Genomic DNA, 15,903 nt, shown 5'->3' on the forward strand with positions numbered 1-15,903 from the left:
TGAATACAAAAAAAAGCCTTTCAAAAAATAAATTTTGAAAGGCTTTTTGATTATATAATGTATTGTTGGTGTCACTTTGCTAAAACACCAACAACGGCATTTCAGAATTAACCTACTGTTTCAGTAGTTTCTTCTTCGTTTTCTGCTTCTAATGCTTCTAAACGCATTCTGTTTAATTGTGCTTCTGTACGAGTTGATTTTACATTTTCATCAGATAATGTATCTTCAAGTTTGTCATACGTTTTCTCATCATAAACGATAAGGTCTTCGTACTTACGCAACCCTGTACCTGCAGGAATAAGGTGTCCTACAATTACATTTTCTTTAAGACCGTTTAAGTCATCAGATTTACCACGTATAGAGGCTTCACTTAATACTTTTGTAGTCTCTTGGAAAGAAGCTGCTGACATGAAACTCTTCGTACCCAAAGATGCCTGTGTGATACCACGCAGAGTAGGCTTAGAAACTGCTGGTTGTGCTTCACGCACTTTAGCAATTTTCATATCCTTACGACGCAGACTAGAATTTTCATCTCTAAGCTCACGAGCCGTAATAATCATACCTACTTTTAGTTTGGTAGATTCTCCTACATCAGTAACGATTTTCTTATCCATAAATGAATCATTTTCTGCACGAACATCAAATTTATCTACAATTTGATTCGGCAGTAATGAAGTATCTCCCGGATCGATAATCTCTACTTTCTGCATCATTTGGCGAACGATTACCTCAATATGCTTATCATTGATTTTTACACCCTGTAAGCGATAAACATCTTGAATTTCGTTAGTCAAATATTCTTGAACTGCTGTTGGTCCTTTAATAGAAAGAATATCGGCTGGTGTAATTGCACCATCTGAAAGTGGCATACCTGCTTTTACAAAATCTTTCTCCTGTACGAGAATGTGTTTAGAAAGCTGAACCATATATTTCTTAATGATACCGTCTTTCTTAGATTCTACAAAAATTTCTCTGTTACCACGTTTGATTCCTCCGTAACTTACAATACCATCAATTTCTGATACTACTGCTGGGTTGGAAGGATTACGTGCTTCAAAAAGTTCTGTTACACGTGGAAGACCACCTGTAATATCTCTACTCTTCGAAACTGAACGAGGAATTTTCACTAAAATCTGACCTGCTTTTACTTGTTCTCCTTCTTCAATAGAAAGATATGCTCCAGCAGGAACATTACTACTTGCAGATTCGCCTTTTGCATTTACGACAGTCAGCGTAGGATTTCGTGTCTTGTCTCTACTTTCAATAATGATTTTCTGACGGTGTCCTGTCTGCTCATCAGATTCTTCTTTATAAGTAATGCCTTCATCGATTCCTTCAAAATTCACTGTTCCATCATATTGAGAAAGGATAACAGCATTAAAAGGATCAAAGTTGTATAAAGCATCGTTCTTTTTGACCATCTGACCATCTTTAACAGTCAAGAATGAACCATAAGGAACATTGAGAGAAGCTAATACTTTAGAATTATTATCAGCATCTACAATTCGTAATTCACCATAACGTGACATAACTGCTTTTGCTTTCTTGCCTTCTTCATCAAGCGTGTCTATTGTCTGAACATCTTCTAAAATAACCTTTCCATCTTTCTTAGCCTTAATAATAGGTTCAGCAGAAATGTTAGAAGCCGTACCACCAACGTGGAAAGTACGAAGTGTAAGCTGTGTACCTGGCTCTCCAATAGATTGAGCAGCAATTACACCAACTGACTCACCTTGCTGTACTAATTTTCCAGAGGCAAGATTTCGTCCATAACACATGGCACAAACACCTACACGAGTTTCACAAGTAAGTACAGAACGTATATCTACTGCTTCTACACCTGCTTCTTCGGCACGTTTGGCTGCAACTTCATCTATTAGTTCGCCAGATTCAATAAGAACTAGCTCTTCATTTTCTGGATGGAAAACATCTTGCAATGATATTCTACCCAAAATACGGTCAGAAATCGGTTCGATAGTTTCTTCTTGTTCTTTTAGAGCCGTTACTGTCAGTCCACGTAAAGTTCCACAATCAGTTTCATTTACGATAATATCTTGAGCAACATCTACCAAACGACGAGTAAGATAACCAGCATCGGCAGTTTTAAGAGCAGTATCTGCAAGACCTTTCCTAGCACCGTGTGTAGAGATAAAGTATTCCAAAACGTCTAATCCTTCTTTAAAGTTAGAAAGAATAGGGTTTTCGATGATTTCTCCTACCGAACCTTGTAAGTTCTTTTGAGGTTTAGCCATCAGACCACGCATACCACCTAATTGACGGATTTGTTCACGAGAACCACGTGCGCCAGAGTGCATCATCATATAAATAGAATTAAATCCTTGTTCGTCAGTTTCTAACTGCTCCATCAATTCATCTGTAATTCTACGGTTTACTTTTGTCCAAATATCAATTACTTGGTTGTAACGTTCGTTATCAGTGATAAGACCCATAAAGTAGTTTTGAGTAATCGCTGCTACTTCGTCTTTAGCTTCTTGAACTAAACGCTCTTTATTTTCCGGAACTGGAATATTATTGATACCAATAGAAAGACCACCTCGGTAAGCTTGGTCGAAACCTAAAAATTTAATCTCATCTAAGAATTCGGCAGTACGAGCCATACCGACTTGCTTAACAATTTTAGAGATTACTTTTGTAAGTGTCTTTTTACTTAAAAGCTCATCAATATAACCAGCTTCTTCAGGAACACATTTATTAAATAAAACACGTCCTGCAACTGTTTCAATAGTTTTGTATTCTAATTCGCCAGTTTCTTCATTCAATACTTTTGTACGAACGAAAATATAAGCGTGTTTAGAAATAGATTTATGATTGAGAGCCATGACTACTTCCTCTTCCGAGTAGAATCTCATGCCTTCTCCTTCAATTTTCAATTCTGGAATACTTCTTCTTCCTTTTGTCAAGAAATAAAGACCCAAAACCATATCCTGTGAAGGTACAGTAATCGGGCTTCCACTTGCAGGAGAAAGAATATTATGAGAAGCAAGCATTAATAGAGAGGCTTCCAAAACAGCTTCTTGTCCTAGAGGGACGTGAACAGCCATTTGGTCACCATCAAAATCGGCGTTGAATGCCGTACAAACTAATGGGTGCAACTGAATTGCTTTTCCTTCAATAAGTTTTGGTTGGAAGGCTTGAATACCCAAACGGTGCAAAGTAGGCGCACGGTTGAGCAGAACAGGATGTCCTTTCAATACATTTTCCAAAATATCCCAAATTACTGGGTCTTTTCTATCAACAATTTTCTTCGCTGATTTTACAGTCTTGACGATACCACGCTCAATAAGTTTGCGAATTACAAATGGCTTAAATAGCTCGGCAGCCATATTTTTAGGAAGACCACACTCATGAAGTTTGAGTTCTGGACCTACCACGATTACCGAACGACCCGAGTAATCAACACGCTTACCCAAAAGGTTTTGACGGAAACGTCCTTGTTTACCTTTGAGCATATCTGAAAGTGATTTTAAGGCACGATTACCATCACCACGAACAGCATTTACTTTACGAGAGTTATCGAAAAGAGAATCAACAGCTTCTTGAAGCATACGTTTTTCATTACGTAAAATTACTTCAGGAGCTTTAATATCTATAAGTCTTTTTAGACGGTTGTTACGAATAATAACACGACGGTATAAATCATTCAAATCCGAAGTTGCGAAACGTCCACCATCAAGGGGAACTAAAGGACGCAATTCTGGTGGAATGACAGGAACCATTTTGATAACCATCCAAGATGGCTCATTCGGAACATTTCTAGATTTGGCATCACGGAATGCTTCCACTACACGCAAACGTTTCAAGGCTTCTGCCTTACGTTGTTGTGAAGTTTCGTTCATTGCTGCTGCACGTAAATCATACGAAAGCTGATCTAAATCTAATCTAATTGGGTCAAGAAGCATAACAATTGCTTCTGCTCCCATTCTTGCTATGAATTTTGTAGGGTCAGAGTCATCTTTTTGCTGTTCTTCACGAGGTAATTTGTCCATAATGTCCAAATACTCGTCTTCTGTCAAAAAGTCTAAACGCTGCAATCCTTCATCTTCCATAGAACCAGGCTGTACTACGGCATAACGCTCGTAATAAATAATCTGGTCTAATTTTTTGGTTGGCAAACCGAGCAAATAACCTATTTTATTAGGCAATGAACGGAAATACCATATATGCGCCACAGGAACAACAAGTTGAATGTGTCCCATGCGCTCACGACGGACTTTCTTTTCCGTTACTTCTACGCCACAACGGTCGCAGATGATTCCTTTATAGCGAATACGCTTGTACTTACCACAATGACACTCCCAATCTTTTACAGGTCCGAAGATACGCTCACAGAAAAGACCTCCCATTTCGGGTTTGTAGGTACGATAATTTATCGTTTCTGGTTGAGTAACTTCTCCGAACGAACTATTAAGAATAGATTCTGGAGATGCCAAGCTGATAGTGATTCGCTTGAAATCGTTTTTTAACTTTCTGTTCTTTTGGAACGACATGGGCGATGCAGTTTTGATTTTGGAGTAACAATCTACAAAGTTAGGAAAAAAAATTGAAAATTCCTTTTTTTATATGAAATATTTTTGTAGGTAATAGATTTTTGTTTTACGGTACAAGATTGAGTAAAAGGCAGATTTTTATTTTCAAGTAAATACAAAATATTTACTTAGTTGTTGGGCTTAGTTTGTAACTAAGAACTATCAATTATATATCTTCAAATTTATGTGGTCAAGTAATTACAAAAATACTTACTTGACTTGCAAATCTAAGATTTAGCTACGCTGACTTAAAAGTTGCTGAAATGATAGGTCGTAGTCATAAACAACGCTTAGCAATTTTTCTCTAGTTTTTTTGAACACTACGTCCATCTGGGAGGCTTAAAAACTAGACAAAAAAAATGTCTGACGCATGACACGCCAAACATTAAACAAATGATAAATTTTATTTTAGTAAGCTAGTAGATTGAAGTCCAAATCTAAGTCTTCGGCATACTCTTCGCCACTTTCGCCTCCGATAATTTTGCTAGAATCTTGAATTTTCATTTTCTCAAATTTCTTAATTTCAACTTTCTCACTTTTTACAGAAGTAAAAAAACTTTTTAACTTTTTCATAAATTCAAATTTTAATTAGTAATAAAAATCAAATATACTCAAAATCAGTCACTTAACAAGTGAAAGATTACTTTAATATTTTCATGATATTCCTTTTCAAAAGATTTATTTATAATAATATCAGTTATATAAACCTTCAAATTTATGTTGTCAAGTAATTACAAAACTACCTACTTGACCTGTAAATCTAAGATTAGCTACGCTGACTTAAAAGTTGCTGAAATGATAAATCATAGTCATAGACAACGCTTAACTGATAATTTTTGGGAACACTAATAGGAATGGAGTATTATTTAAAAAAAGGGTTAGCAGTTATAGCAAAATAACTTGCTGTTATAGAAGGTAATTCATTTCCTGCATAAGAATAAACGCTACCATATACCCATATAAGTATATCAGATTCTGAATTATCACTATTATAAACAGCAACTATCCATTTATTAGAAGAAATATTTTTCATTTTTAAATACCCTCCTTTCTTTTTTGTGTAAACTTCACCCACATATAAAAGTAATCCCATAAGATTACTGTATGTACTTTCTTTAGAAATTTCATTGCCAATTAAAAAATTGTCAATATAGTAAAGACTTTCTTCGCTATAATCCATTTTCTCACTAGACAGTCCTATATTTTTTATTGTATGCTTGATTAAATCATTTTTATGCTCTAGTAGTTTGCTACCATAAACATTTATATCTGCTAAAACATGTGAGTTTCTCATTTCCTTTGTGGTTTTACAATTAAAAATAAGAAATATAACAAAAAATAAAAAATTTCTTTATAAACATTGAAATAGAGTATTTTAGTATTTATTGAACTGAAAAATCAAGTAAAGTAGGTTCAAAATTAGAGTTTGTTTTTGCATCTATTTTAATCACAACTATTGGACGTTGTCTTTAGCGCAGCGAACGACCTATCAATTTTACAAGTCTTCAGACTTAAACTAAAAACTCAAATATATTAAATAGGCAGTGTTTTCATATTCTTTTGGCGAAATGCTACAATAAAAAAACTAAAACCTAGTTACAAATTCAATTATAGTTTCTAAAATCTGTTTTCCTTCATTCAATTCTACTTTGTTTTTTCTCAAAAATTTTAAAGTAATTCCGAAAAGTGAAGCTTGATTCACTTCAAACTCTTTTACTTTATCAAAATCTAGTTCTGTTTCTGAATGTAGAAAAGTGGTTTTGTCGTACCAGATTTTACTTTCCTTCTCAAACCAAATTTTAACTATTTTTTTAGTCTTTACTTTTTTGGTTTCTTCTTCAAAAAGTTCTACAACTTCAAATTCAATTTTGCTTTTAGATTCCTTCAAAAACTTCTGTAACAAAAACTCTCCTTTGTTGGCAAAATGATGGAAATCTTTATAAATAGGAACTCTAGGAACTTCATGTTTTAGCTCTTCTTTATATTTATGTTTGAATATATCACGCTGCCAAACAGCAAAAATATAACCCAAGATAAGCTCATTTGTCATATTCTCTTCTGTCGGAACTACAAAATTTTCAGCTTCTTCTTTTTCTAGCTTTTGCCAATAATTTTCTATAAAATCAATCGCATTTTCTCCACTTCTAAAATATTTTTTCAATACTTCAAAGCTTTCTTTATTTCGTGCAGCTTTATTTTCTAACCTTTCAAAAGTTCGTTTTGCATTCTTAAAAACCTTTATGATTTGCTCAAACTGTATGTAAGTATTCGTTTCTGGCTGGTGCAGATTTTCTAGTAGTTCTTTAGTCATCTTGAACTCATCTTTATCTACGATATTTGACAAAGCTCTCAACTCAAAAGCCAGTTCTTGATTCACTTGCAAAAACTCAAAATCAGATAAATCAAAAAGAAAACTCAAAGATTGTTCTACTTTTTCGATTCTTTTTTCAAATGCTGCTGCATATCCTCTTCGAAACTTAGAGAGTATATTCTTTGAGAAGTTTATTCTTTTTCTTGTTTTATTTCCTTCAACTTTATCATAAATATAAAAAGGAAAAATATAAGCATTTGGTAAAATTTCATTTAAAAAACTAGGAGGAACAGGCTTATTAGTTGCCCAAATTTCGCCTCCATTTGACGTATTTGTCCAAAAAACCAAGATATTTTCGCCTTGTTTTCGATTTGGAAAAATTTTATCTAAGTCGTAAAACTCTTCAAAAACTGATTTTTCATAATACCAAAAACCATTTTTAAAAACAGAAACCTGCGTTTCGATTAAATTTTTCTCATTAAATTCTAATGGTTTATTTACTATTTTTTGATTTATTTTTCCTTCAACTTTTCCCTCAATTATTTTTATAGTATCCTTTTCAAAAAGTGTATTTGCTGCTAGTTTGGAGACTAAAACGTTTTTCTTTTTTTCTAACTTATCCTTAACTTTTTCTTCTGACTTTTCAATTTGTTGATTATAATTTTGAAGAAATATTTTTACTTTGTTTTTCAAATTATTTTTAGAATAATTATCTGAATTTGGTTCAATGAAATTTTCTATTTTTTGTGTTGGAACGGCTCTAAAATAGGTTTTAAAAATAGCATTTTTATTTCCTTTTAAATTATCAGAACCAGCAGCAGGGATAAGTTTGTGATACTCTGACAAAACTGGTTTCGGTTTCCATGTATTTTGAATAAAATGATTTGAAAAATTGACAACATCTTTATTTAGATTCGAATAAAAAACTCCTTTTTCTAATGCTGTATTTTTATGAAAAATAATTGCTAAACCTTTCTCATTTTTTTCTTGATTTTCATAAATTTCAATTCTCTCAAACCACTCTTGCAACAAACGACGAAAAGAAGACAATGATTTTTTTTCTAGTATATTTTTCTGATTTTCATTTAATAAAACTATCAAAACTCCATTCTCTGAAAGTGATTTAAAGTTATTTTGAATAGAATTGAAAAGCTGCTTTTCTGTCTTATTTAAGGATTGAAAAAGCAAATTTACTTTTGTAGAAATAAGATTATGTTTATCAACATCTAAAACAATTAAATCATAATTTGATTCAGAGTTTATTTTATTTACTGATTCAGAATTTTTAGAAAGTCCAAAAATTCCCACTTGTGAAATTATTTTTTTGGCTGCAAAAGCAAACTGTGAAGTTTCATTTTGAGTAGAAAAAACCAAAAGCAAATCGGCAAAACTTTCAAATGTTCCGAAAAGATTTTTTTTCTTAAATTCTTGATTTTCAGTATTTAACTCTAATGATTTCAAGATTGTAGTATCATTCATCCAAATCTTTTTGTTTTTAGATTTGATTTCATTTATTTTTTGTTGAATAATGGGAATAAAATCCAAACTAAAGCTATCATTTTGCTTCAAAAACTTATTCAAAATTCCATATAACAGACCTTCACTTTCCTTTATTTTATACTTTTGAGAAAAATCGTTTACGAACTTTTCTATTTCAAAATAAGACGAAGGAATTTCGTTTTTGTGGGAGTTGTTTAAAAACAAACGTAATGATTTAAGAATTTCATTTCTCTGAAAAAACGACTTTTTAAAATTACTTTGTTCATACATTGTTTGCCAAAACTCAAAAATAGCAATCCATTCAGAAAGTAAATAAATTGAATGTCCACCTTCTTCCAAAAGCTGAATAATAGGTTGTAACTCTTCTTTTTGAGCTACTGAAAAACCCTTTCGAAACTGATGTTGAATTTCTTTTTTTCTTCTTATAAAATCTGCTTTAGCTTGTTCTGAAAGTAGTTTTTCTTTTTGACAAAATTCTTTTTGTAGGTTATTTAGTTCTTCTAAAAACTGTATTACAGCCTCATTAAGTTGCTTATAATCAGCGATTAAAATAGACTTTTCTTGAATCGAAGTAATTTTTAATTTATCCTTTTCTACTTCTATTTTTGCCCAAATTACTTCGTTTTCATCCCAAAGTTGAAACTGCAGAGCCGAAAACTGCACTAGTTTTAGTGCAGGAAAATATTTTTTAAAAAAAGATAAAAGAGAAATCTCCATTGTTAAAGATATAATTTTTCAGAATTACTATTGAAGCTTCGAAAATATTTGATTTGTTAAATCTTAAAACAAAAATACGTTTTTTTTCTTATTACTGTCTATTTGTCAGTCGTCTAAACAACGGCTTTATTTTAGCAAAAATTTTTGTAAGTTAAGCTAAACTGCTAATAAAATACTGAAATAATTCACTTATACATTATACAAAAACCATTTTTATATGTTTGACCCAAAGAAGTTTCACAATACCGAATTTTATAAACACGCTCACAAACATCAAGGCGTTCCTACTACGACATTAGAAGGATATGCAAAACAAAGCATCACAAACTTTACTCCTTATATTATCGAAGAGCGTCAGCTTAATGTTGCTCAAATGGATGTTTTTTCTCGTTTGATGATGGACAGAATTATCTTTTTGGGAGTTCCTATTGACGACCAAGTTGCAAATATCGTAACGGCTCAACTTCTATTTTTAGAATCTGCTGACCACGAAAAAGATGTTTTGATGTACTTAAATAGCCCTGGTGGTTCTGTGTATGCAGGTTTAGGTATTTATGACACAATGCAATATATTCGTCCTGATGTAGCTACACTTTGTACTGGTTTGGCTGCTTCTATGGGTGCAGTTTTATTGACGGCTGGAGAAAAAGGCAAACGTACAGCACTTCCTCACGCTCGTGTAATGATTCACCAACCATTAGGAGGTATTCAAGGACAGGCATCTGATATTGAGATTACAGCAAAACAAATTTTGATAGTTAAGAAAGAATTAACACAAATTTTGGCTGACCAGTCTGGACAAGATTACGAAACAGTTGAAAGAGATTGCGACCGTGATTATTGGATGATTGCACCAGAAGCAAAAGAATACGGCTTGATTGATGAAGTTTTAGAGCGCAAGAAACAAGACTAATCTTTAATTATAATTAAAAGATTTAAAAGGCATTATATTCTATTTTTAGAGTATAGTGCTTTTTTGCTTTACAAGAATTTTATTTAGACTGTTTTTTAAACAAAACTCTCCAAAAATTAGTAGTATTTTTAAAAAGCAAAACACTAAAAAATATTCAGAAACATACTTTTAATTATGCAAACTACAAAAGAAAATCCTACCATTACTTCTGCCGTTATTGATATCTCCACCAACAACAACTATTATAAAAATCTACATTCAAAATTCAAAAAAACTAGAGAGCGTACTCTCTCACTTTGTCAAGATTTGCAGCCAGAGGACTTTGTTGTGCAGCCAATAGCAGATGTAAGTCCTACAAAATGGCATTTAGCACATACAACGTGGTTTTTCGAAACTTTTTTACTTATTCCTTATCTTAAGGATTATAAAGTTTTTCAAGAGGAATACAATTATTTATTCAATAGTTATTACGAAACAGTTGGAAAAAGAGTGCTGAGAACTGATAGAGGAAACCTTACTCGCCCAACCACAAAGGAAATTTATGAATATAGAAAGTATGTAGATAATTCCCTTTCATTATTTTTTGACGAATTACAAAAAGGTAGTTTTGATAATGAAATAGAAGCCGAAATAAAAAAACGTCTTTTCATCGGTCTGAATCACGAAGAGCAGCATCAAGAATTATTGGTAACTGATATAAAATACGTTTTGGGAAATAATCCACTTTTCCCTGCTGTGAAAATGCCGATTAATGATTTTACTGTATTTGTAGGGAAAAGGCATGCCTTTTCCTCAAGTTTTGAAGTAAAAGAAGAGAATAATGAAGATTTTATAAAAATAAAAGAAGGAATTTATCAAATTGGTTTTCAATCAGATGATAAATCAGAGTTTTATTTTGATAATGAAAAAGGCGTTCATCGCACTTTTATAGAAGAATTTGAAATTTCTAAGAATTTAGTAACCAATAGAGAATATTTAGAATTTATAGAAGCTGGAGGTTATCAAAACTTCAATTTTTGGCTTGCCGAAGGTTGGGATTTCGTAAAAGAAAACAATTTAAAAGCTCCTCTATATTGGTTTAAGGAAGAAAAAGAAAATAATACAACATGGTTTTATTATGACTTCAATCAGTCAGAAAATGGCTTACAAAAACTAGATTTAGATGCGCCTTTGTGTCATGTCAGTTTTTATGAAGCTGAAGCCTACGCACAGTTTAGAAATATGCGTCTTCCAACAGAACAAGAATGGGAAGTGGCAAATGAGTTTTTTGAGTGGGGCAAACGCTGGGAGTGGACACGCTCTGCCTACCAACCCTATCCAAACTTTGAAAAAGATGAAGGAGCTTTGGGAGAATATAACGGAAAGTTTATGATAAATCAGCTTGTTTTGCGTGGAAGCTCAGAAGCAACTGCACCAAATCATTCAAGACCAACCTATCGCAACTTCTTTCACGCTGACAAACGTTGGCAATACACAGGAATACGTTTGGTAAAGTAATTATTTTCAAAAATTATCAAAAAACAAAAAAAACTACTTTCATAATCGTTTTATCTAAGCTAAATTTGTAGATTGTATCATTAATTGTTTAAGCTTTTTAAAACAAGATTTTTACTTTAATTAAAATTTTAAAAAAAGTTGTTTAAAAAGTATTTGACAAATACTCAACTGCTTATTCATTTTGATATATTTTTCTCTAAAAAAAAGAGAAATAATCTTGACCGTACAACTACGATAAATCATTTTTATTTTTTCATAAAATAGGGTTTGCAAACTCTATCTTATGAAAAAGACATTGCATAAATTATCTTCATAGATTTTATCAAAAAATAAAAATGACTTTTTCCATATATAGCAAAATAAAACAATTCTGAATTTTAATCTAATCAATTGATTTACAGAAACTTATACATAAAATTAATTTAAAGTTTTTACTATACATAAAAATAAAAACTAATTTTGAGCATTTTAAACCCTAGTGTTTTCAAAATCCTTAGGGTTTCGAACCATTTTGCGTGTGTAACAAAGATTATTTATTCTTTTTAGAGAAATGAATCTGTTTTTTTGTGATTTTTTTATAAAAAAACAGGTTAGAAGCGAATAAATGTAAATTATTAATTATGAGTGGTTTTAAATTCTAATTTAAAACATTCGTAATTCGTAATTGAAAATTAGCTATGCTGATTATTTCATAATTCGTAATTATTCCTTATTCATTCAATCTAAAGAAAATATATATAATGTATCTTGAAATCACAATTACGGCTATTGTAGCTCTGATTGTAGGGATTTTGATAGGTCGATTTTTGCTTGTCAAGGTTCTTAATAGTCTAAAAGAAAAAGCTGAAAACGAAGCCAAATCAATCCTGCAAACAGCAAAGGCAGATGCTGCAAACCTTTTGAAAGAAAAAGAATTGTCTGCCAAAGACCATTTTCTGAAACTTCAAGCAGAACACCAAAGAGAAGTAAATAAAAGACAAAAAAATATCTCTTCTCAAGAATCTAAACTCAAAAAACAAGAACAACGTTTCCAACAAATCGAACTCAAACTAAAAGAAAAAGAGGTTTCATTAAGCAAAGAACAAGAGCTTTTAAATAAAGAAATCAATAAGCACCAACAGCGAAAAGATGATTTGTATAAAAAAATGGAAGCTGTTGAGCTAAAAATGGAAGAAGCAAAGCGAATTGAGAAAGAAAAAGTTGTTCTATTAGAGAAAGTATCAGGTCTTTCTGCCGAAGAAGCCAAAAATCAACTTATAGAATCATTAGAAAAAGAAGCGCACACACTAGCCACAGCTAAAATTCGCCAAATAATGAGTGATGCCGAACTTACAGCTACAAAAGATGCCAAACGCTTAGTTCTTTCAACTATCCAAAGAACGGCAACCGAACACGCCATCGAAAACTGTGTATCTGTTTTCCACTTGGAAAGCGATGATATAAAAGGAAAAATTATTGGTAGAGAAGGGCGTAATATTAGAGCTTTAGAAGCTGCAACAGGTGTCGAAATTATTGTTGATGACACTCCAGAAGCCATTACTATTTCTGGTTTTGACCCTGTACGTAGAGAAATTGCTCGTCTTTCTTTGCACCGTTTGGTAGCAGATGGAAGAGTTCACCCTGCAAGAATTGAAGAAGTGGTTGCCAAAACGACAGAACAATTAGAAGAACAAATTATAGAATTAGGAGAAAGAGCTGTCATAGAATTGGGAATACATGGACTTCATTTAGAACTTATAAAATTAGTCGGAAAGATGCGTTTTCGTTCTTCTTATGGTCAAAATTTATTACAACACTCCAAAGAAGTTACTCGTCTTTGTGCCACTATGGCAACAGAAATGGGCTTAAATGTAAAACTTGCCAAACGTGCAGGACTTCTTCACGATATTGGAAAAGTTTGTACTGAAGACCCAGACAAACCACATGCTATATTGGGAATGGAACTCGCTAAACGCTATGGCGAACATCCAGAAGTCTGTAATGCAATCGGAGCGCACCACGACGAAATCGAAATGACTTCTATGCTTTCGCCTGTTATTCAAGCCTGTGATGCCATTTCGGGTTCAAGACCAGGGGCAAGGCGTGAAACAATGGAATCCTATATCAAGCGTTTACAAGATTTGGAAAGTTTGGCAACTTCATATGATGGTGTAAATAAATGTTATGCTATTCAAGCAGGACGAGAACTTCGTGTCATTGTAGATTCTGAAAATGTCATGGATGATAAAGCTGACGAGATTGCATTTAAAATATCACAGCAAATCCAGACTGAAATGCAGTACCCAGGGCAAGTAAAAGTTACAGTTATTCGTGAAAAACGAGCTGTACATTATGCTAAATAAATTTAGAATTCAGAGGTCAGAGTTTAGAATTAAATACAAATTATGGTAGGTCAAAGGCTTACATTTGATTATTTAACAATAAAATATGAATTTCAAATTTATAGATTTATTTGCTGGAATTGGTGGTTTTCATTTGGCTATGCACAGACTTGGAGGAGAATGTGTTTTTGCTTCTGAACTAGATGATTTTGCACGTCTTACGTATCAAGAAAATTATCAAAAAATATCTCCTAAGTTATTTGAAGATGATTTATTTAATAAGGATATTCGAACAGTTAGTCCAAAAGATTTACCTGATTTTGATGTTCTTTGTGCTGGTTTTCCGTGTCAGCCATTTAGTCAAGCAGGATATAAAAGAGGTTTTGCAGATAATCATAATTCAGAGAGAGGAAATTTATTTTTTAATATTGCTGAAATTTTGGAAGCAAAAAAGCCAAAAGCATTTTTCTTGGAAAACGTTCGTGGTTTGGTTACGCATGATAAAGGCAAAACTTTTAAAATCATTCGAAATATTATTGAAAATGAGTTAGGATATTCTTTTTATTATAAAGTCGTTCATGCATCTGATTATGGTTTGCCACAACTAAGACCGAGAGTTTTTATAGTGGGTTTTAGAGATGAAAGTTTTATGAGTAGCTTTAATTTTCCTTCTCCTATTCCTTTAAAGTTTACGATGAGCGATGTTTGGGGGGGAGAATGTAGCCGAGAAATTGGTTTTACTATTCGGGTCGGTGGACGTGGTTCGGCTATTACTGACCGTAGAAATTGGGATAATTATTTGGTTGATGGACAGACAAAACGCTTGTCTTATATAGAAGCCAAAAAAATGCAGGGTTTTCCAGATGATTTTGAGTTTCCTGTTAGCAAAACACAAGCTATAAAACAGTTGGGAAATAGTGTGGCTGTGGATGCCGTTGAAGCTGTTGCAAAAAGTTTATTACAACACTTACAAACACTTGAAAATAATCAAATTACACAAAACTCTAACTCTGACGAAATGGCAATCAAACCTACTAAAAATAAAGGAGAATGGACTGAGTTACTACTTTTTATAAAATTGCTATTAGATAAAAAATTATATCTATCTGACAAAAACCTCAATACCACAAGCAGTTATTTTAAAATAAATAAAGTAACAACACACAATTTAGATTTGGAGTTTCTCTTATCAAACTCTTCTACAATTATATCAAAAAATAAATTCGACAAGACAGAAAAACAAATCAGTATTTCTAAAATAATTACTCCTTCTATCATTCAATCTTTTGTTGAAAAAATAAAAAAGGAAAAAGGCACATTCGAAATTCCATCATTTAATATTATTCAAGATGAATTGGGTTTTAATGTTGTAAAAGGTGGAAATAGCAATCAAAAAGCTGATATTTTATTAGATATTGAAAACGAAATTATACAAAAAGAAAACGAAGGCTTTGGAATAAAATCATATTTAGGAAGCAAACCAACGCTATTAAATGCGTCTGGAAATACAAATTTTATATTCAAGGTAAATGGTATAGAAAAAGGCAATAAAACTATTATTGATGAGGTAAATCAAATAAATACAAGAACAAAACTAAAGGATAGAATCAATAAAATAGAAGAGCTAGGTGGAAACTTTGAATATTTGGGAGCAGAAAGAGATACAATGGATTTTAACCTTAAAATGATAGATAGTCAGATGCCAAAACTGATAGGAGAAATTCTACTTTGTTTTTATAAAGAACGAGTTTCTTCCATCGAAAAAATCACCAAGAGAATCATAGGAAAGGAGAAGGACGAAGAAATTTTACTAAAAAACAAAATCAAAAATCTATTGGTAAGTATCCTTTTAGGTTTCTTTGCAGGAACAAAATGGGATGGTGCATTTCAATCTAATGGAACAATCGTAATGAAAAATAATGGCGACTGTGTAGGTTTCCATATTGTAGAAATGGAGAATCTGAAAAATTATTTATTTGAAAATATTAAATTAGATATGCCTTCTACAACTAGACACCGTTTTGGACAACTTTATTCTGAAAAAAATGGAGAGTTATTTTTTAAATTAAATTTACAGTTACGTTTTAGTTGATATTT

8 protein-coding genes are annotated in these 15,903 nt (G+C 32.2%); 4 read left to right on the forward strand and 4 right to left on the reverse strand.

Features of this window, described 5'->3' with window-relative positions; translation table 11 throughout:
- Positions 1–107: 107 nt before the first annotated feature.
- The 4 genes from rpoC to WAF17_RS07890 all read right to left on the reverse strand — a co-directional run bounded on the left by rpoC (position 108) and on the right by WAF17_RS07890 (position 9,075).
- Complete coding sequence (rpoC, locus tag WAF17_RS07875; RefSeq protein ID WP_338768469.1) at positions 108–4,508, reverse strand: DNA-directed RNA polymerase subunit beta'; 4,401 nt, start codon at positions 4,506–4,508, stop codon at positions 108–110.
- Between the two features lie 447 nt (positions 4,509–4,955).
- Positions 4,956–5,120: a hypothetical protein gene (locus WAF17_RS07880; protein WP_338768471.1), complete on the reverse strand. Its 165-nt coding sequence runs from the start codon at positions 5,118–5,120 to the stop codon at positions 4,956–4,958.
- A gap of 289 nt (positions 5,121–5,409) precedes the next feature.
- A complete protein-coding gene (locus tag WAF17_RS07885) occupies positions 5,410–5,841 on the reverse strand; it encodes a hypothetical protein (protein ID WP_338768473.1) in 432 nt (143 codons plus the stop codon).
- Positions 5,842–6,132: 291 nt separating this feature from the next.
- A complete protein-coding gene (locus WAF17_RS07890) occupies positions 6,133–9,075 on the reverse strand; it encodes a type ISP restriction/modification enzyme (RefSeq protein WP_338768475.1) in 2,943 nt (980 codons plus the stop codon).
- Positions 9,076–9,292: 217 nt separating this feature from the next.
- Here WAF17_RS07890 and WAF17_RS07895 point away from each other — a divergent pair, with 217 nt between their 5' ends.
- From WAF17_RS07895 to WAF17_RS07910, 4 genes are all read left to right on the forward strand, one after another.
- Positions 9,293–9,988 carry an ATP-dependent Clp protease proteolytic subunit gene (locus WAF17_RS07895; RefSeq protein ID WP_338768477.1) on the forward strand — a complete coding sequence of 232 codons (696 nt, stop codon included), beginning with the start codon at positions 9,293–9,295 and terminating at the stop codon, positions 9,986–9,988.
- Between the two features lie 174 nt (positions 9,989–10,162).
- On the forward strand, positions 10,163–11,485 hold the full coding sequence (egtB, locus tag WAF17_RS07900; RefSeq protein WP_338768479.1) for an ergothioneine biosynthesis protein EgtB: 1,323 nt from the start codon (positions 10,163–10,165) through the stop codon (positions 11,483–11,485).
- 740 nt (positions 11,486–12,225) lie between these two features.
- Positions 12,226–13,827 (forward strand): ribonuclease Y, encoded by a 1,602-nt coding sequence (rny, locus tag WAF17_RS07905; protein WP_338768481.1) that lies wholly within the window; start codon positions 12,226–12,228, stop codon positions 13,825–13,827.
- Positions 13,828–13,912: 85 nt separating this feature from the next.
- Positions 13,913–15,898, forward strand: coding sequence for an HpaII family restriction endonuclease (locus WAF17_RS07910; protein WP_338768483.1), 1,986 nt, complete (start codon positions 13,913–13,915; stop codon positions 15,896–15,898).
- Positions 15,899–15,903: the final 5 nt, after the last annotated feature.

Source organism: Bernardetia sp. ABR2-2B (assembly GCF_037126435.1).
Lineage (GTDB): Bacteria > Bacteroidota > Bacteroidia > Cytophagales > Bernardetiaceae > Bernardetia.

What these genes read in the sequence shown, in the direction of transcription:
- rpoC (WP_338768469.1), bottom strand. Translation starts at nt 4,508, where the DNA reads ATGTCGTTCCAAAAGAACAGAAAGTTAAAAAACGATTTCAAGCGAATC.
- WAF17_RS07880 (WP_338768471.1), bottom strand. Translation starts at nt 5,120, where the DNA reads ATGAAAAAGTTAAAAAGTTTTTTTACTTCTGTAAAAAGTGAGAAAGTT.
- WAF17_RS07885 (WP_338768473.1), bottom strand. Translation starts at nt 5,841, where the DNA reads ATGAGAAACTCACATGTTTTAGCAGATATAAATGTTTATGGTAGCAAA.
- WAF17_RS07890 (WP_338768475.1), bottom strand. Translation starts at nt 9,075, where the DNA reads ATGGAGATTTCTCTTTTATCTTTTTTTAAAAAATATTTTCCTGCACTA.
- WAF17_RS07895 (WP_338768477.1), top strand. Translation starts at nt 9,293, where the DNA reads ATGTTTGACCCAAAGAAGTTTCACAATACCGAATTTTATAAACACGCT.
- egtB (WP_338768479.1), top strand. Translation starts at nt 10,163, where the DNA reads ATGCAAACTACAAAAGAAAATCCTACCATTACTTCTGCCGTTATTGAT.
- rny (WP_338768481.1), top strand. Translation starts at nt 12,226, where the DNA reads ATGTATCTTGAAATCACAATTACGGCTATTGTAGCTCTGATTGTAGGG.
- WAF17_RS07910 (WP_338768483.1), top strand. Translation starts at nt 13,913, where the DNA reads ATGAATTTCAAATTTATAGATTTATTTGCTGGAATTGGTGGTTTTCAT.